Below are 18,068 nucleotides of genomic sequence, written 5' to 3'. Positions count from 1 at the left end.
ATTTTAGAGGGCCACTTTTATCACAAACCATACCGCCACGCCATTTATGGTAAGTTTGATGTGTGAGCCATCTGCCAAACCTTTGGGTAGGGTTGTGCGAATGTTTTGACCATCATGAACAAAGCTCATCTGTCCGCCATGGATGGCAAGCGTTGGTGTGATGATGAGTGTGGGGTATTGATGGGTGTTGTTGGCATGGGTATTGGGGTTGTAAGTTGCCATAAATTCGCTAAATTTATCAAATAAGATTTTGCCATTTTTGATGAGCATGGGTCGCAGTTCACGTTCAGCAAAATGAGCAAAAACCAGGCTTTGGCGTTCTAGTTGTCTTAGCTTTGCCATGACAGTGGGGGATTTTTGTAGATTGTGGCTGACGATGGTGGTAAATTTACGAGCGATTTTACCAGTTGTGCTAAAATAAACGGCATGATATACGTCATATTCAGCACGCTTTTTGGGGTCTTTTAAGGTGGCGTAGGCTTCGTTAATCAGCACGATGTATCCGCTTTGACCTGTTCTGTCAGGGTGATGGGTTTGGGCAAGCTGACGATAGGCCTTTTTAATCCGTCCAATATCTGCTGATTTGGATATGCCTAAAATGGCATAATAGTCATGTTTTGGAAGTGGTTGTTTCATCTTTAATCGTATTTTGATGTCATTTTGGGTAAATTATCATTTAACTTTATGTTAAAACTTATGTTAAAACTTATGTTAAAAATTTGATTGCTGGGCAATAGATTGCCTTTGGTAAGTTATGTGGTTTATTCTCATGTCAAAATGTATGTTGGTCTCATCAATCCTCTAACACTCGCTCTAAACCCTCCAACTCATCCATGACCACAAGTAGACGCTCTTCGGCATCATTTAGCTGTTTTTGAGTTTGGCTTTGCTTGACCAGCAGTGTCATAAGCCTGTCTTTTTGGTCATCATCATACAAAGTGGCGTCCAATAAGGCAGTCTCAATCTTGATAAGTCTTGCCCCAAGTGTGTCCAGCTCTTTTTCTAGCGCATCAATCTGCTGTCGTAAGGGGGCAGTTTTTTGGCGATTTTCGGCATTTTTTTTACGGATTTCTTCTTTGGTTAGGGTAGGTTTGTCCGCTTTGGTTACACTCTTTGTTGCTAGGATTTGGCTATTGCTGTTTTGATGATGTTGGGGGGCTTTGTTGGTGGCTTTGTTTTGAGCGAGTTTGGCAAGACGGGCGTATCTTAGGTGTTTGGCATAGTCCGCCATGTCGCCTGTGAATTCATCTACTTGTCCGTCCGATACCAATATCAGGTCATCGCACACAGAAGTGATAAGACCACGGTCATGCGACACCAAAATCAACGCCCCCTCAAAATCCTGCAAGGCGAGCATCAGTGCATTTTGCATTTGCAAATCTAAGTGGTTGGTTGGTTCATCTAGTACCAGTACGTTGGGGCGTTGCCAGACAATCAGAGCAAGGGTAAGCCGTGCCTTCTCACCACCAGAGAACAGACGTACCTGAGTATCAATCTTGTCGCCACGAAAATTAAAACTCCCCAAAAATGCCCGCAAATCAGCATCCGATGTCGTCCCTGCCAGTCTTTGAAGTAGCACAATGGGTGTGGCAGATTCATCCAGTGCATCCATTTGGTGCTGATTAAAATAGCCCAGTGTTAGGGTTTTGGCGTATTTGCAAACACCACTTAATAACGGCAAATCACCTACCAGTGCCTTGATAAGCGTGGATTTGCCTGCCCCATTTGCACCCAGCACACCAAGGCGTGTGTCAGGCGTGATTTGTAGATTGACCTTATTTAATAAAGGCTTATCATAACCAATGGATGCGTTTTCTAATGTGATGAGTGGATTTGCCATGTGTGTGGGTGAATAAAAACGAAAATCAAAGCCACTATCTGCCACAACAGGGGCGATGTCAGTCATGCGATCAAGCTGTTTTAGGCGACTTTGGGCTTGTTTGGCTTTGGTTGCTTTGGCACGAAAACGGCGAATGAAATCCTCTAAGTGAGCTTTGGTCGCTTGCTGTTTAGCGAAAGCGGATTGTTGTTGTTCTAGTCGCTTGGCTCGTGTGTGAATGAACTGACTGTAATTGCCAGTATATAAGTTAATCTTGCCTTGCTCTATGTGCAAAATTTGTCCACATACTGTGTCCAAAAACTCCTGATCATGACTGATGAGTAAAACCAAACCGTCAAATTTAAGCAGCCATTCCTCTAACCACAAAATGGCATCCAAATCTAAGTGGTTGGTTGGTTCATCTAAAAGCAGTACGTCCGCTCGGTGCATGAGTGTACGAGCAAGGTTAAGACGCATACGCCAACCGCCTGAAAACTCACTGACCATGCGTTCATGTTCATGTTCACCAAATCCCAGCCCTGATAAAATCTGTCCTGCTTTTGATGGTGTGCGATAGCCGTCTATCTCATCAAATTTTTGGTAAATTGCACCAATGTCATGTTCAGACAAGGCACGTTGGTTTTGAAGTTTGTCATTGAGTTCATACCACTGAACATCGCCTGAGAGTACATAGTCAAGGGCACTTTGATTACTGGCGTGAACCTCTTGTGCCATGTGGGCAATCTGCCAATCTTTTGGCTTGTCAATCTGTCCCTTATCCACCCCATGTTCACCTAATATCATGGCGATGAGTGTGGATTTACCAGTACCGTTATTGCCTGTTAGACCAATACGCTGACCCTTGTGAAACTGAGCATTAAATTCATCAAACAGCAGGCGACCCTCTCGGTAAGCGGCGACATTTTTAAATTCTATCATGGTGATTGTGTGTAATGAGTTAAATCGTCTATTATACCTTGTATCGCTAAAATTTGGGCTTATTATGGTATAATTATCCCAAAAGTTTTAAAAAAGAGACCATCATGCAAAACATCATGACCCTAACCGATAACGCCGCCAAAAAACTACAAAAACTAAAAGACATAGAGGGCAATCACGAACTGATGCTTCGGGTCTATGTAACTGGCGGAGGTTGTTCGGGTTTTTCTTATGGCTTTGATTTTGCGGACCAATTAGATGATGATGATGCCACATTTGACAATGGCGATGCCACGCTTGTGGTGGACAGTCTAAGCTACCAGTATCTACACGGTTCAACCATTGATTACATCGAAGGACTCGAAGGCTCTCGCTTTGTTGTGGATAATCCAAATGCCACAACCACCTGTGGCTGTGGTTCGTCTTTTTCCATCTAACATGCCCCATGATAACTGTGGATATGGATGATCTTGCCATAAATTTTTGCAAATTGCTAAAAATCATCCCCATCATGCTTGATAAATGGCATAAAAACACCATAAATAGGCAACTTTGTTATTTTATATTGCGATCTTAATTGAATCGCCTAAGTAGCTAAATGCCAATTGGAACAACCTATGAGTAAAGATTTTTATACCATCTTGGGTGTGGATAAGTCAGCAGATGATAAAGAGATTAAAAAAGCCTACCGCCGTCTTGCCATGAAATACCACCCTGATAAAAACCCAGACGATCCAGATGCTGAGAGCAAATTTAAAGAAGCAACGATGGCCTACGAGGTACTCTCAGATGCCAAAAAGCGTGCCACTTATGACCGCATGGGGCATAGTGCCTTTGAACAAGGCATGAATAATGGCGGTTTTGGTAATGCTGGTGGATTTAGTGCCGATGACCTAAATGACATTTTTGGCAGTTTCTTTGGGGGTGGCACTCGTGGCGGTTTTGGGGGTAATGCTGGCGGTGGTTTTGGTGATATCTTTGGTGAGATGTTCGGTGCTCGTAACTCCCATGGTGCTCGTGCCAATAAAGGGGCAGACCTGCTCTATCAAATTGTCCTAACCCTAGAAGAGGCAGCAACAGGCTGTAAAAAACAAATTACATATAGTACAAACATTAACTGTGATAGCTGTGATGGCAAAGGGGCAAAATCTGCCAGCGACATCGTCAGCTGTCCTACCTGTGGTGGACATGGTCAGGTGCGTATGCAGCAGGGCATTTTTGTCATGCAACAAACCTGTCCTGATTGCCATGGCACTGGCAAAAAAATAAAAAATCCTTGCCCTGACTGCCATGGCGAGGGCACACAGCGAAAATCTCAGACGCTAGAAGTCTCCATCCCTGCTGGTGTGGACAATGGCGACCGTGTCCGCTTATCAGGCAAAGGTGAAGCGGGCGATAATGGTATGCCAAATGGTGATTTGTATGTAGAGACACACATCAAACCACATGAGATATTTACCAGAAATGGGGCAGATTTACACATTGAGGTTCCCGTTAGCATCGCAGTTGCCTCCCTTGGTGATGAGGTAGAGATTCCTACATTGGGCGGTGGTCGCCTAAAAATCAAAGTCGCCGAGGGTACCCAAAGCGGTAAACTACTCAGAGTGCGTGGTAAGGGTGTAACGACGGTGCGTGGTGGCATGCAGGGCGATTTATTGTGCAAAATCATCGTTGAGACACCAACCAACCTAACGAGTGAGCAAAAATCCCTGCTTGAACAATTTGCCAAAACCTTAGATGGCAACAATGGGGCAAGTGCTAAGAAAAAAGGGTTTTTTGATAAAATTAAAGATGAGGTCAAAGACATTTTTGACTGATGGCAAGCGTGATTGGGTCTTTGTCGGATAAAACACGGTAAATTTGCCGTGTTTTTTATTTTTAAATTTACTTTTGATAAATTTTTGGTTATCATCAAATCATCTTTTTGCAGTATTGCACGCAACGTTAAGACAGCCAACCACAAGGATAATCATCATGACAAAAAACATTGCAATCATGGGGGCATCAGGTCGCATGGGACGCATGCTTGTTCAGTCCACGTTAGACAATCCCACTGCCAACCTAGTGGGGGCATTTGTTCGCCCCATATCTGGTCTAATTGGTGTGGATGCAGGCGAGTTTGTCGGTGTGGATAAATGCGGTGTTACGTTCTCCACGCCAGATTTTTCAGGGGTGGATGTACTCATTGATTTTAGCTTGCCTGATGCCTTAGATGATGTGTTAAAGGCGTGTGTCGCCAACAAAATCGCCCTTGTCATGGGGGTAACAGGACTTGATGAGACCCAACAAAGTAAACTACATGATGCCAGCAAACACATTCCCATCGTTTATGCTGGCAACTACGCCACAGGGGTGAACTTATCATTAAACCTACTTGCTACCACCGCCAAAGTGCTGGGGGCGGACGCTGATGTAGAGATTATAGAACGCCACCACAAACACAAGCTTGATGCACCATCTGGCACGGCTCTCATGATGGCAAACGCCGTGGCGGATGCTCGTGGACAAACACTCAAAACCTCCGCCATCTATGGCAGACAAGGGCAAGCCAAACGTACCGACGGTGAAATTGGCATTCATGCGGTGCGTGGGGGTGAGATTGTCGGTGAGCATACGGTAGAATTTATCACAAATGGTGAGATTATCCAAATAACTCACAAAGCCCAAAGTCGCATGATTTTCGCTGATGGTGCGGTGCGAGCGGGTCTGTGGCTACATGACCAACCGACAGGGATGTATGACATGCAGGATGTGCTTGGACTTAAACCTAAAAATAAATAACTTGCCAAATGGTTTGTTGTATCTGATTTTGTATGAAATTTATCCAAAAATGATGGTCTGTTTTATTCATCCATTTTTTATGACACTTTTTAAAAATAATACTTGTATTTTGTTTTGTGGTGTGGTTTAATATATACATAACGAAGTGTCTATGTGAAGTTTCTGTGTATACGAAGTTTCTATGGCTTTCGTTATGGCATGATGGTTTTTAGTAATTTGTTATTATGGTTATTAAAACCTAAATTAACTTGTTAATTTGATTTTAATCATTGGTAATTATTACTTAAATCGTCATCAATCCAATTTTAACTTACTTTTTAAGGAATAACATCATGGCTAAATTATCTCTTGACGGCTTGGGCGACATCGACGGTTTCATCGCAGCAGCGTTGGTTGATAGCGAATCAGGTCTTGCTTTGGCGACTTTGGGTAGCGGTCTTGACCTAGAATTGGCATCTGCTGGTAACACTGAGGTGGTACGTGCCAAGCGTAAAACTGCAAAAGCGTTGAACCTTAACGATTCTATTGAAGACATCCTAATCACACTAAGCGGTCAATACCACTTACTTCGTCCATTGGTTCGTAACGAGAACCTATTCTTGTACCTAGTACTTGACCGTCAAAAATCAAACCTAGCAATGGCTCGTCACAGCCTAAAAGGTTTTGAAACTGAACTAGATTTCTCTTAATTTTAGACAGCCATTTAAAAACACCTTCCTTGTGGGAGGTGTTTTTTATTCTTTACTGTCTTAATCCCATGCTTAAAAATGACAGGATTAAGACATTTGTTAAATGTCATAAGTTTTGCTATACTTATCAAACACTGCTTAATGTCTTATAAAGAATGGTTAGGTAAGATTAAATTATAGGTATGCAACCACTTAATCACTAAGACATTTTAGCACTAAAACATTTTAAGTGCACATGAGCCAATTTGTGTCGTTGACAGTCCTAATGGCAGGGTTGATTTAAAATAGGAATCTCGTAAGGTGTATCGTGTTGATACTTACCATCATTTAAACTTTGCGATAGATTTGCCATCTTTTAGAAGTAACCCCAAATGACAAGGATGGGAAGTCAAAAATTTTCGTATTGGTTGCTTAAATATTTATTTGGATAATACAATGAACGCATCTCAACATTTTATGTTGCCCATATGGTTTAACTCAGCTCTTGTGGCGGGTATGAAACGGGGCATTGAAAAAGAAGGTCTACGCATGCAGCCCGATGGCTATTCTGCCAAGACTTTTCATCCTGCCCGTCTCGGTTCAAAACTTACCCATCCTTATATTACCACCGACTATTCTGAGAATTTGCTTGAACTCATCACCGCACCCAAAGCAACCATCAAAGATGCCCTAGACATGCTACGTACCTTACATGTTTTGGTGCACCGCTCACTAGAAAATGATGAGATGATGTGGCCATTGTCCATGCCGTGCATGTTATCAGATGATGACAAAGACATTCCTCTTGCCAATTATGGCACATCTAACATCGGACGGCTTAAAACCCTGTATCGTTCAGGGCTTGGAGTGCGATATGGTCGTAAAATGCAGACCATTGCAGGATTGCATTATAACTTATCCTTTGGCGATGGTTTGTTCAAAGTATGGGCGGATGATGAAAAGCGTGATGATTTACAAGCCTTTAAAAATGAAAAATATCTGGGGCTTATTCGCAACTTTAAACGCCTAACCCCACTTGTTTTGTATCTTCTGGGGGCAAGCCCAAGCGTGTGCGAGTGCTTTTTGACAGGTCGCATACATGATTTGATTCCTTTGGGTGAGTGTGATGAGGCTTGCACCTATTATAAACCACATGCAACGAGCCTAAGGATGGGCAAATTGGGCTATACCAATAGTGTACAAGAGGATTTGGACATTCGCTATAATGACCTAGATGAATACATCAAAGGGCTACGCCGAGCGATTGGTACGTCTTTTACCGACTTTACGGATATTGGTGTGGACGATAAAGACGGTAATCCTGTGCAGATTAATGACCACATTTTACAGATTGAAAATGAATTTTATAGCCCCATCCGCCCCAAGCAAGTGACGCACTTTGGTGAGACACCGACCCAAGCCTTAGCATCTCGGGGCATCGCTTATGTTGAATTTCGTGCCATTGACCTAGACCCATACAGTGATATTGGTATTACAACTGCCACGGCATGCTTTTTGGAGATTTTGGCGTTATATTGCTTGCTGTCGGACTCACCCAAACTGTTGCCTGATGAAGAAAAACAGCTGTCGGTAAATATTGATAAAGTGGTCAATGATGGGCGAGATACTCACACAACCATCATCACCTCCGATGGTAAACAACCTTTGAGGGTATGGATAATGCAGACTCTTGAACAGATGCAATCCATCGCTGATGCTTTTGATGAGTATCACGGTGGTAACGACTACCGTTTGGCACTCTCACTCATGCAAGGCATGGCAATCAATCCCAACTTTACACCATCCGCTCAGGTCATATCTGACAGCCAAAGATTGGGCAGTACATGGCAATTGGGGCAAATGCTTGCCCAAAAACACCATAAATCCTTACTCACCCATGCTCTTAGCAACGAAGATGCGTTCTATTATGCCAATATTGCCATACAGTCCTTTGCTGACCAACAGCAATTAGAGCGAGAAGAGACCCAAGATTTTTATGACTACTTACAAAAATACAGATAATATCATACCAAAATACCCAACTTTTGGCACACTATGCACGTGCATATTTGCTTTATCAGTTGTGGCAACCCTTGTGGCGATTTTTTATTTTCAGCGTCATTTGGGGCTTGACCCATGCCCTTTGTGTATTTTTCAGCGGATGGGCGTGTGGATAATGGGGGCATTTGCCTTTGTTGGCATGCTCATCAATCCCAAACAGCTGTGGGGTAAACTCATCCTGTGGGTTGGCATGGTATTTGGTGCACTGTGGGGGCTTGGGGTGGCAGCTCGTCATGTGTGGTTGCAGCATTTGCCTGCCGATGAAGTGCCTGCCTGCGGCCCTGGGCTAAACTATTGGGTGGATACTTTACCGATTTTACAGGTATTTCAAGAAGTGCTAAAAGGTTCGGGTGAATGTGCTCTGATGGACTGGCAAATGGCAGGATTTGGCATACCTCATCTGACTTTGGCGATGTTTGTGGTATTTTTGGTGATGTTGAGTTTTGGGCTTTTTGGGATATTAAAAAAACAGATATGAGCAACAGCGAATAAATTTTTGTGTAAATAAAACCGTCATTTGCCAAAATTTGCTATAATCTGCCAAATCATCTCAGTTATATCATCATTAAGGCAACATCATGCACATTCATTTTTTGGGTATTTGTGGCACATTTATGGGGTCGCTTGCCCTGTTGGCACGTTCGCTTGGGCATACTATTACAGGTTCGGACAGTGCCATTTATCCGCCCATGAGTACACAGTTACAGCAAGCAGGCGTTGAGATATTAGAGGGGTACAAATCCGCTCATTTAGATCCTGCCCCTGATTTGGTGGTGGTTGGCAACGTTTGTAAACGTGGCATGCAAGCGGTAGAGTATATGCTTGATAAGGGGATTCGCTACACATCCGCCCCACAGTTTTTATCAGAGCATCTCCTACAAGAACGCCATGTTTTGGCAGTGGCAGGCACGCATGGCAAGACCACAACCACAACCATGCTGGCTTGGATTTTGCAGTATGCAGGGATTGACACAGGTTTTTTAATCGGTGGTGTGCCCCTTGTCAATACTGATGATGAGCGATTGCAGTCAGTCTTTGCCCACAGTTCGTATTTGGGGCAGGACTATTTTGTGATTGAAGCGGATGAGTATGACAGTGCTTTTTTTGATAAACGTTCAAAATTTGTGCATTATCGCCCCACAACCGTCATTTTAAACAACTTAGAATACGATCACGCCGACATTTTCCCCAATTTAAAAGCAATCCAAACCCAATTTCACCACATGATTCGCATGATACCCCCAAGCGGTCAAATTATCATGCCAAAAGACATAAAAAGCCTAGAAGATACCCTAGATATGGGCGTATGGACACCAGTATGGCGAACAGAGGTGGGCGATGAGAGCGATGAGAGTGATTGGCAAGCGACTCTGGCAGAAGAGGATGGTTCGGTGTTTCACGTGAAACATGTCAATAAAGCAGGCGATGAAATGGGTGTGGTGAACTGGGGCATGAGCGGTGTGCATAATGTCAACAATGCTCTGGCGGCAATTGCAGCGGCGTACAGCGTGGGCGTGAGTGTGGCGATGGCATGTAAAGCTCTGTCGGACTTTGCAGGGATAAAACGCCGTATGGAACTCATTGGTGATGTTGGGGGTGTGCAGGTGTATGATGATTTTGCCCATCACCCAACCGCCATCACTACCACCTTAGACGGTGCTAAAAAGAAGCTGATGGGTCGTAAGATTTGGGCGGTTATTGAGCCACGCTCTAACACCATGAAGCTGGGTATTTATAAGGAACAGCTTGCCTTATCTGCGTCATTGGCGGATGGTGTTATTTGGTACGAGCCAAAGGGTTTGTCATGGGGACTAAAAGAAGCCATTGGTCATACAAATGGACAGGTTGTGCTTGATAGCATTGATGAGGTATTGGCATTCATCAAGGCAAATGTACGCTCAGATGATGCCATTGTGGTCATGAGTAATGGGGCGTTTGAGGGGATACATGGGCGGATTTTGGACATATTGGCTTAACTGCCATTACCGCTTCTTTTTTTGGTGAGTTGTTGTGTTCATTTTACAAAAAAACCCCAAAACCATCGTATATTTACTAAGTTTTTAACCAAAGCACCAAAAATCTGCCCAAGATTTGACACTTGTTCTACGTTATTAACGTTTTTGGGGTGGTACGGGTGGCAAGATTGGGTTACAATTCATGTGCTTTTTACGTGGTGATTTTTACGTGATTTTCGTATTTTAAATAATTGTATTTTAAATAAAAAATGCGAATGTAAAAAGTGCATGATTTAGGGTGTGCCTGTCTTTGGCGGTTGGATGGTTGGTAACGGTTTTAGTTGGATGGGTAAATGATTTAGCCATCATATTTTACTTTTACAAAATACCATCAATGACAGGCACGGACAGACATGCCCAGTTGGGCATTAATGGGCATTAATTAGGAGAGATCTCATGAGTATTGTTTGGACGCTTATTGTCGGTTTTATCGCTGGTCTGTTGGCACGAGCCATTAAACCAGGTGCAAATCCAATGAGTTGGATTATGACCATCATCTTAGGTATTGTCGGTGCGGTTGTTGGTGGATTCTTGGCAGGTGCTTTGGGTTTGTCAGCCAATGGTGGCTTTGGTGGTTTGGTGCTGTCAGTCATCGGTGCTATCATCGTGCTGTTCATCTACGAATTTGCCACAGGTAAAAGACGCATCAAGTGATTTAAGCATTTGTTAAAATTTGATTTGATAAACTCCCCCCCCCAAAAAAAAAGAACTTTACCCCAAAAGTTAGATGTCCTAATTTTTTGGGGTATTTTGTGGTAAAATGTACATAGGATTTAACATGGTTCGTGATGAGTATCATCTTGATAAACATAAAGATGACCTGACTGTCAACAGTTGATGATGATTTATTTTACAAATCCCTTGATTTTTTAATAAATAATGAGTATTATTATCATATAAATCCCTTGTTCATGACATGGTTTGAATGTGCATTTATATGTATTCAAATCATAATAATAAGGGTGATGTTAATTAATGTATGCTTAACGTCAAAAATTACCACAAATTAAGCGGCTGTGTTGTGTTATATTGCTTTGCTGATATGTCTTGATAAGCATGTTAAGATGTTTCTATGATGGAATTTGTGGTGGTTTTGGCGTTTGGTGACTTTGTTTGGAGCTTTTATGATGTTCACCTCTTTTGAATTTAAAAAATGGGCAACCTGTTTGGGACTGTGCTTTACCCTAATCGGCTGTGGCAATAATCAACCCAGTGAGACAACCGAACAGATGCCATCACCTGTTACCCCAACCGAAAAAATGAACGTGATAACGACCTTTACCATTATTGAAGACATTGCCCAAAATGTCGCAGGAGACGCAGCAGACGTTGAGTCCATTACCAAGGCAGGAGCGGAGATTCATGACTATGAGCCGACCCCAAAGGACATTGCTAAGGTCAAAGAAGCCGATTTGATTTTGTGGAATGGCATGAATTTGGAACGTTGGTTTGAAAAATTCTATCAAGACGCCAAAGACATTCCTGCGGTGGTAGTAACAGATGGTATCACGCCCATTCCCATTAAGGCAGGCTCATACAAGGATATGCCAAATCCACATGCTTGGATGTCTACGTCTAATGCCTTGATTTATGTAGAAAATATCAAAAACGCATTCATCGCTCACGACCCCAAAAATAAAGAAGTGTACATCAAAAATGCCGAAGAGTACGCCCAAAAAATCAAAGCCATGGACGAGCCACTGCGTGCCAAATTTGCCAACATTCCCCAAAATGAACGCTGGCTTGTAACATCAGAAGGGGCGTTTAGTTATTTGGCAGAAGACTATGGACTAAAAGAAGCTTATCTGTGGGATATTAACGCCGAGCAACAAGGTACGCCACAACAGGTCAAAACACTCATTGACACGGTCAAAGCCAACAAAATCCCTGTGGTATTTAGCGAAAGCACCATATCGGACAAACCTGCCAAACAAGTCGCTAAGGAGGCAGGGGCGTATTATGGTGGCGTACTTTATGTGGACAGCCTAAGCGAAAAAGATGGTGCTGTACCAACTTATCTTGACTTATTAAATGTAACGACAAGTACGGTGGTAAAAGGCTTTGAGGATGCAAAAGCCCAAAAATGATTGATAAGCTAATTTGGCAAGATAAGAGAGTTGTCTTGCCAAATTTTTGATTTAAAAAACATATAAATTTTGAAAATTTTCTATCTTTTTTAAATCAATTTTTAATATTTTATGACTCACATTCACAATATGACTGTCAGCATCAGCGTTCAGAATTTGTCCGTACGTTATACCAACGGTCATCACGCCCTTTTTGATATGAATTTTAGCCTAACAGGCGGTACAACTTGTGCCTTGGTTGGAGTAAATGGTTCTGGTAAGTCCACACTATTTAAGTCCATCATGGGACTGATTAAACCCCAGTCAGGGCAAATTTTGCTCTGTGGTCTTCCCATCAATACCGCCTTAAAACAAAATCTTGTCGCCTATGTTCCTCAAGCCGAAGAAGTGGATTGGCAATTTCCTGTATCGGTCTATGATGTGGTGATGATGGGGCGGTATGGCTATATGAATTTTTTGCGAATGCCCAAAGCAGGCGACCGCCAAAGAGTGGATGATGCGATGGCTCGGGTGGACATTTTGCATTTAAAGGACAGGCAAATCAGCGAATTGTCAGGTGGACAAAAAAAGCGGGTATTTTTGGCCCGTTCTCTTGCCCAACAAAGCAAAATTATCTTGCTTGACGAACCCTTTACAGGCGTTGATGTCAAAACCGAAAAAGCGATCATGACCTTGCTGGATGAGCTAAAAGCACAGGGACATTTGATTTTGATTTCTACGCATAATTTGGGAACAATTCCTGAATTTTGTGATCAGGTGGTAATGATAAATCGCACCGTACTGGCAAGCGGTACAACCAAAGACACTTTTACTCAGCAAAATTTGGAAAAGGTATTTGGTGGCGTGTTACGACAAATTCGTTTGGCAGGTAAGGACTTACATGATGATGATGACAGCCGTGCGGTTACGATTTTGGCAGATGATGAAGTGCCTGCGGTGTTTTATGGGGTGCATGATGAGACATCCAAGCATCATCACAGAGATAAAACCACACAGGTAACTGGTGTGTGTCAGGTCAATATGAACCAAAAACGACCAAAAGATGACGGTGTGCAATTATACAACCCAAAAACTGATACCATAATACCAAACCCCATTTTAGTTCCAAATAAGGATGTGCCATGAGTGAGCTTTTTGTCTTACTTGCTGAGCCATTTGCCTATGAGTATATGGTCAAAGCGATGGTGCTATCGTCTTTGGTTGGTGGGGTATGTGCATTTTTATCTGCTTATTTGATGTTAAAAGGTTGGTCGCTTATTGGTGATGCCCTATCTCATGCGGTCGTACCGGGGGTGGCGATTGCGTATGCTTTGGGATTGCCTTATGCCATTGGGGCGTTTTTTTCGGGAATATTGGCGTCTTTGGCGATTTTGTGGGTAAAATCCTTGACCAACCTAAAAGAAGATGCGGTAATCGGTTTTATTTTCACCACATTTTTTGCGTTGGGGTTATTTATTATTTCTGTCAATCCCACATCTGTCAATGTTCAAGAGATTATTTTTGGTAATATTTTGGGCATTAGTGATGGCGATATGATGCAGGTAGCGATTGTTATGGCGGTGTCGCTTGGTTTCTTACTTGTTTTTTGGAAAGATTTACTGCTTGTTTTTTTTGATGAGATTCACGCCAAATCAGTTGGATTGTCACCAAAAATATATCAACTGCTGTTTTTTAGTTTATTGTCAGCGTGCGTGGTGTCGGCACTACAAACAGTGGGGGCGATTTTGGTGATTGCGATGGTTATCACCCCAGGGGCAACGGCATATCAGCTTACCGATAGATTTCGTCCGCTTATCCTCATCGCAGGATTTTTGGGCGTAGCCACAAGCGGGCTTGGCGTGTATCTAAGCTACTACCTAGACGGGGCGACAGGCGGTGTGATTGTGCTACTTCAAACGCTGTGTTTTGTTGGGGCATTTTTGTTTTCGGGGAAGTTTGGGGTTTTGAGAAAAAGGAAAGTGGAATAATGCAACAGGCTGTTGCAAAATTAAAACCAATATTTGACACCGCCGTGTCCAGAGCAAACGCCTCGCCTACCTAAACTATAACTATAAGTACCGTCCCAACATTGAGCGGTAGGCTCTTTGCTATACCCATAATGTTCTGATGGATAGTATTTGTTTGTATTGGTGTATTGTTGTTGGGGGATTTGTAATTCTGGTTGCTGTGGTTTTGCAATCTCTATTGGGTTTTCAAGAAAATATAATCTCGCATTTATATCGCTATTTATTATGTAATTGGGCATATCTCTAAGTTTTTGAAACCAACTTAGTGCCAATTCCTTATTTTTCGCCACACCCAATAAACCGTCGTGATAAATGATGCCGATTTTTTCCATTGCCTGAGTATTGTTATTTTCGGCTGATTTTGTGTACCAATAAATTGCATTGTTGTTATTTTTCGGAACACCAGCACCATTTTTCCAATTTTCAGCAAGTTGAAATTGTGCATCGCTATTGTTTTGTATGGCAGATTGCTCATACCAATAACTTGCATTTTTTAAATTCGTTGGAATACCAATACCGTTTTGATAGATTTCGGCAATTTTGTATTGAGCTTCCGCATCGCCTTTTAGGGCTGCTTGCTCATACCAGTAAGCGGATTTTTGTAAATCCACATCAGAATCTAAACTAAGAAAATAAGGATATCCGCGTTTGTATAAGTGAGCCAGTTCAAAGTGTGCTAATATATCTCCATTTTTTGCCATATTTTCATATTTTTGTATTTCTTTCTCAAAATTATATTTATTTTGAAATGGCAAACCGATAAATATATATAAAATAATCAATAAAAAAGCAATAAATGGAGTGAGATATATGTAGGCTACGACAAGATTTGCAGAAGGATTATCTTTCATAAATATTCCATTTTTATATATTCTAATAATTCTACTGGTGTATTAAGATAAAATTGTGTGGAAGTTTAATAATGCTTCCTTATTTGGTTTGATAAGCTGATTTGATGTTATAAAAATTACAGGTTGTTTTTGATAAACCGTCTGCTACTGTATCTGGAACAATCCTATCCCAATTACTAGATGAATAAGTAGATAGATGATTGTTCTTACCACTAACAACCAAATTGCCATTACTGGCATAAAATACCACATCACCATAATTTGATTTACCAGCTAAGCAATCAAAATACCAAAGCTCCTTTACTTGATGATATGAGCGACCGTCTCTTAGTTTTTGAGAAGTAGGGTAATCAAATTTTAACCAAGCAGTTACATAGTAATTGTTTTTATCATAGTTATTAAAATAATAACCTGATATGCTGTCAATATCTATCCAAATTATTTGTTTTTGCTCTCCTGTTACGCCTGTGTTCACCCAATTTACCGCCATTGCCACTTGACTGCTTGATAATAATAGACCTAATAATATTAGCTTTTTCATAAAATTTACCCATATTTAATTTGCCAAATAATCGTCCTTATGTTACAATAATTTTTCTTAAATTGCAACCAACTTAAACTTGTCATTTGACAACTGATAATAGGTATTTTATGATTGATTTTGTCGCCATTCGTGAATTGCGAGAAGAACGCCATTGGACACAAGAACAAATGGCGGACAAATTAGGTCTTACAAGAAACGGCTATGCCAAAATAGAGCGTGGTGAAAGTATGCCTAATTTAGAAAGATTGGACGAAATTGCCGAATTATTGGGTGTTAAAGTAATTGAGTTATTGAAATTAGATAATAAAAATGTTGTTTGTCAAATTAGTGAAAATTATAGCAATAATTACTATAATAATGACCAAAATTTAATTTCTGAAATTGAAAAATTAAAATTAACCGCATCGCACAAAGACGAAATCATCGCCCAAAAAGACAAAGAAATTGAACTTTTAAGAAAACTTTTGGATAAAGCTTAATTTTGCAACCATTGGTTGCAGTTTTTAAAGGTGAAAAATGACCCCAACCGACCTTCTCCTAACCCCCCTATCTTATCCCTTTATGCAACACGCCCTATTGTCATCACTCATTGTTGGGGCAGTGTGTGCGGTGCTGTCGTGCTATGTGGTGCTAAAAGGTTGGTCGCTTATGGGTGATGCGATTAGCCATGCTGTGTTTCCGGGGGTCATTGTGGCGTTTTGGCTTGGACTTCCGATATCGTTTGGGGCTTTTGTGGCGGGGCTTTTATGTGCTGTGTCAGTGGGTTTTTTAAAAAACAACACTCGCATCAAAGAAGATACACTCATGGGCATTGTCTTTGCAGGCATGTTTGCTATGGGTCTTGTCATGTTTACTAAGATAGATACCGATCAGCACTTAAAGCATATTTTGTTTGGCAACTTACTTGGCATCAGTCATGATATGCTCATCCAAACGATGGTCATTTGTGCGGTGATTTTGGGAGTAGTGCTGTTAAAGGGTAAGGATTTGCTCTTGTATTGTTTTGACCCAAGCCACGCCCGTGTAGCAGGATTATCGCCTAGGGTATTACATTATGGGTTACTTATTTTGCTGTCCGCTACGATTGTGGTTACCATGTTTGCAGTTGGTGTAATTTTAGTGGTAGCCATGCTTATCTCCCCTGGCATTACAGCATTTGTTTTGTGTAGACGATTTCATACCATGCTGGCTGTGGCTGTGATAAGTTCGTGTTTGACAAGTTTTTTGGGTGTGATTTTAAGTTTTCATTTGGATTCGGCAACAGGGGCGACCATTGTGCTGTTGCAGGCAATGGTGTTTGCTTTGGCAGTTGTCATCTCAAAAATAAAACAAAAACGCCAATCATTAAGACTGGCGTAGAGTAATTTAGCGAGTACCAAAAATCTTATCGCCAGCATCTCCAAGACCTGGGATGATATAGCCATTTTCGTTCAAATGGCTGTCAAGCGATGCACTAAAAATCTCAACATCAGGATGGGCGTGATTGACAAGTTTCACACCCTCTGGGGCGGCGACCAGTACCAAGGCTTTGATGCTTTTGCATCCATGTTTTTTTAGCATATCAATGGTTGCCACCATACTACCACCTGTGGCAAGCATGGGGTCTAAAATCAGGGCAGGGCGTTTATGAATGTCTTTGACAAATTTTTCAAAAAATGGTACAGGTTCAAGCGTTTCTTCATCACGTTGCAAGCCGACAAACGAGATTTTGGCGGTAGGTAGTAGGTCAAGTACGCCATCTAACATGCCAAGCCCTGCTCGTAAAATCGGTACCAGTGTTACCGTCTTGCCCTTGACTTGTGTACCTTTGATGGTATTTCCGTCCCAGCCATTCATGTCAAAATCTTCGGTCTCAAAATCACGGCTTGCTTCATACGCCATCAGCCTTCCAAGTTCGTTGGTCAGCGTACGAAACGTATAGGTGGAGCAGTTTTTTTCTCGCATGAGGGATAATTTGTGGCGGACAAGAGGGTGGTCAATGATGGTGATTTGCATGATGATTCTCAATAAAAGTTATAAAAATAGAAAATTTGGCATATTTTACCATTTAGTGGGACGCCATGAAATGTTTTTGATGATTTATTTGGTGAGAGTCAAGTGTTAATAAAATGCAGATTTATTTACAACTCATTGATGATTCTAAATTTTTCTAAAATATTAAGGGTGCATGTTTAAGATGATTCTTATGCCATCATGATAAAAAGTCAGTTACACGGTCATTTTTAATTTATAAAACCCCCTAAAAATCAACCCCCTACAAATATTTTACAAAAACCTAAAAAACCCCTTGACCCCCA

18 protein-coding genes are annotated in these 18,068 nt (G+C 41.7%); 13 read left to right on the top strand and 5 right to left on the bottom strand.

What is annotated here, in order from left to right:
* Window positions 1-3: 3 nt before the first annotated feature.
* Together A7456_RS06415 and A7456_RS06410 are read right to left on the bottom strand one after the other, a co-directional pair.
* Complete coding sequence (locus A7456_RS06415) at window positions 4-636, bottom strand: J domain-containing protein (RefSeq protein WP_067008810.1); 633 nt, start codon at window positions 634-636, stop codon at window positions 4-6.
* 157 nt (window positions 637-793) lie between these two features.
* Window positions 794-2,758 carry an ATP-binding cassette domain-containing protein gene (locus A7456_RS06410; RefSeq protein WP_067008808.1) on the bottom strand — a complete coding sequence of 655 codons (1,965 nt, stop codon included), beginning with the start codon at window positions 2,756-2,758 and terminating at the stop codon, window positions 794-796.
* Between the two features lie 104 nt (window positions 2,759-2,862).
* On the opposite strand from A7456_RS06410, the gene erpA reads away from it, so the two are divergent.
* The 11 genes from erpA (at window position 2,863) to A7456_RS06355 (ending at window position 14,337) form a co-directional block, all read left to right on the top strand.
* Window positions 2,863-3,195: an iron-sulfur cluster insertion protein ErpA gene (erpA, locus tag A7456_RS06405; RefSeq protein ID WP_066884936.1), complete on the top strand. Its 333-nt coding sequence runs from the start codon at window positions 2,863-2,865 to the stop codon at window positions 3,193-3,195.
* A 180-nt stretch (window positions 3,196-3,375) separates the two neighbouring features.
* Complete coding sequence (dnaJ, locus tag A7456_RS06400) at window positions 3,376-4,575, top strand: molecular chaperone DnaJ (RefSeq protein WP_067008805.1); 1,200 nt, start codon at window positions 3,376-3,378, stop codon at window positions 4,573-4,575.
* Window positions 4,576-4,732: 157 nt separating this feature from the next.
* Complete coding sequence (gene dapB / locus A7456_RS06395) at window positions 4,733-5,539, top strand: 4-hydroxy-tetrahydrodipicolinate reductase (RefSeq protein ID WP_067008801.1); 807 nt, start codon at window positions 4,733-4,735, stop codon at window positions 5,537-5,539.
* 332 nt (window positions 5,540-5,871) lie between these two features.
* Window positions 5,872-6,228, top strand: a complete 357-nt coding sequence (locus A7456_RS06390) for a hypothetical protein (protein WP_067008798.1) — start codon at window positions 5,872-5,874, stop codon at window positions 6,226-6,228.
* Window positions 6,229-6,663: 435 nt separating this feature from the next.
* Window positions 6,664-8,229, top strand: a complete 1,566-nt coding sequence (gene gshA / locus A7456_RS06385; RefSeq protein WP_067008795.1) for a glutamate--cysteine ligase — start codon at window positions 6,664-6,666, stop codon at window positions 8,227-8,229.
* The gene (locus A7456_RS06380; RefSeq protein WP_067008793.1) at window positions 8,204-8,746 is read left to right on the top strand and encodes a disulfide bond formation protein B; all 543 of its coding nucleotides are present in this window, start codon (window positions 8,204-8,206) and stop codon (window positions 8,744-8,746) included. Before gshA ends, A7456_RS06380 begins: the two co-directional genes overlap by 26 nt.
* 100 nt (window positions 8,747-8,846) lie before the next feature.
* Window positions 8,847-10,244 carry a UDP-N-acetylmuramate:L-alanyl-gamma-D-glutamyl-meso-diaminopimelate ligase gene (mpl, locus tag A7456_RS06375; protein WP_067008790.1) on the top strand — a complete coding sequence of 466 codons (1,398 nt, stop codon included), beginning with the start codon at window positions 8,847-8,849 and terminating at the stop codon, window positions 10,242-10,244.
* 435 nt (window positions 10,245-10,679) lie between these two features.
* Complete coding sequence (locus tag A7456_RS06370) at window positions 10,680-10,937, top strand: GlsB/YeaQ/YmgE family stress response membrane protein (protein ID WP_067008785.1); 258 nt, start codon at window positions 10,680-10,682, stop codon at window positions 10,935-10,937.
* A gap of 470 nt (window positions 10,938-11,407) precedes the next feature.
* The gene (locus A7456_RS06365; RefSeq protein ID WP_320158678.1) at window positions 11,408-12,370 is read left to right on the top strand and encodes a metal ABC transporter substrate-binding protein; all 963 of its coding nucleotides are present in this window, start codon (window positions 11,408-11,410) and stop codon (window positions 12,368-12,370) included.
* A 111-nt stretch (window positions 12,371-12,481) separates the two neighbouring features.
* Window positions 12,482-13,495 carry a metal ABC transporter ATP-binding protein gene (locus tag A7456_RS06360; RefSeq protein ID WP_320158677.1) on the top strand — a complete coding sequence of 338 codons (1,014 nt, stop codon included), beginning with the start codon at window positions 12,482-12,484 and terminating at the stop codon, window positions 13,493-13,495.
* Window positions 13,492-14,337, top strand: coding sequence for a metal ABC transporter permease (locus A7456_RS06355; protein WP_067008782.1), 846 nt, complete (start codon window positions 13,492-13,494; stop codon window positions 14,335-14,337). Before A7456_RS06360 ends, A7456_RS06355 begins: the two co-directional genes overlap by 4 nt.
* Window positions 14,338-14,357: 20 nt before the next feature.
* Here A7456_RS06355 and A7456_RS06350 read toward each other — a convergent pair whose 3' ends face one another.
* Window positions 14,358-15,227: a DUF3761 domain-containing protein gene (locus A7456_RS06350; protein ID WP_067008779.1), complete on the bottom strand. Its 870-nt coding sequence runs from the start codon at window positions 15,225-15,227 to the stop codon at window positions 14,358-14,360.
* Window positions 15,228-15,306: 79 nt separating this feature from the next.
* Window positions 15,307-15,768 carry a surface-adhesin E family protein gene (locus A7456_RS06345; protein WP_067008776.1) on the bottom strand — a complete coding sequence of 154 codons (462 nt, stop codon included), beginning with the start codon at window positions 15,766-15,768 and terminating at the stop codon, window positions 15,307-15,309.
* Window positions 15,769-15,878: 110 nt separating this feature from the next.
* Between A7456_RS06345 and A7456_RS06340 the strand changes: the two genes are divergently transcribed.
* Together A7456_RS06340 and A7456_RS06335 are read left to right on the top strand one after the other, a co-directional pair.
* Window positions 15,879-16,250, top strand: a complete 372-nt coding sequence (locus A7456_RS06340) for a helix-turn-helix domain-containing protein (RefSeq protein WP_062500299.1) — start codon at window positions 15,879-15,881, stop codon at window positions 16,248-16,250.
* Between the two features lie 37 nt (window positions 16,251-16,287).
* Window positions 16,288-17,130: a metal ABC transporter permease gene (locus A7456_RS06335; RefSeq protein WP_227713265.1), complete on the top strand. Its 843-nt coding sequence runs from the start codon at window positions 16,288-16,290 to the stop codon at window positions 17,128-17,130.
* Between the two features lie 6 nt (window positions 17,131-17,136).
* Here A7456_RS06335 and upp read toward each other — a convergent pair whose 3' ends face one another.
* The gene (gene upp, locus A7456_RS06330) at window positions 17,137-17,766 is read right to left on the bottom strand and encodes a uracil phosphoribosyltransferase (RefSeq protein WP_066884896.1); all 630 of its coding nucleotides are present in this window, start codon (window positions 17,764-17,766) and stop codon (window positions 17,137-17,139) included.
* Window positions 17,767-18,068 lie beyond the last annotated feature (302 nt).

The organism is Moraxella nonliquefaciens, assembly GCF_001679005.1.
Classification (GTDB): domain Bacteria; phylum Pseudomonadota; class Gammaproteobacteria; order Pseudomonadales; family Moraxellaceae; genus Moraxella; species Moraxella nonliquefaciens.
Note: the sequence above shows the minus strand (reverse complement) of the source record. Positions and strands in the feature narration are given on the sequence as shown.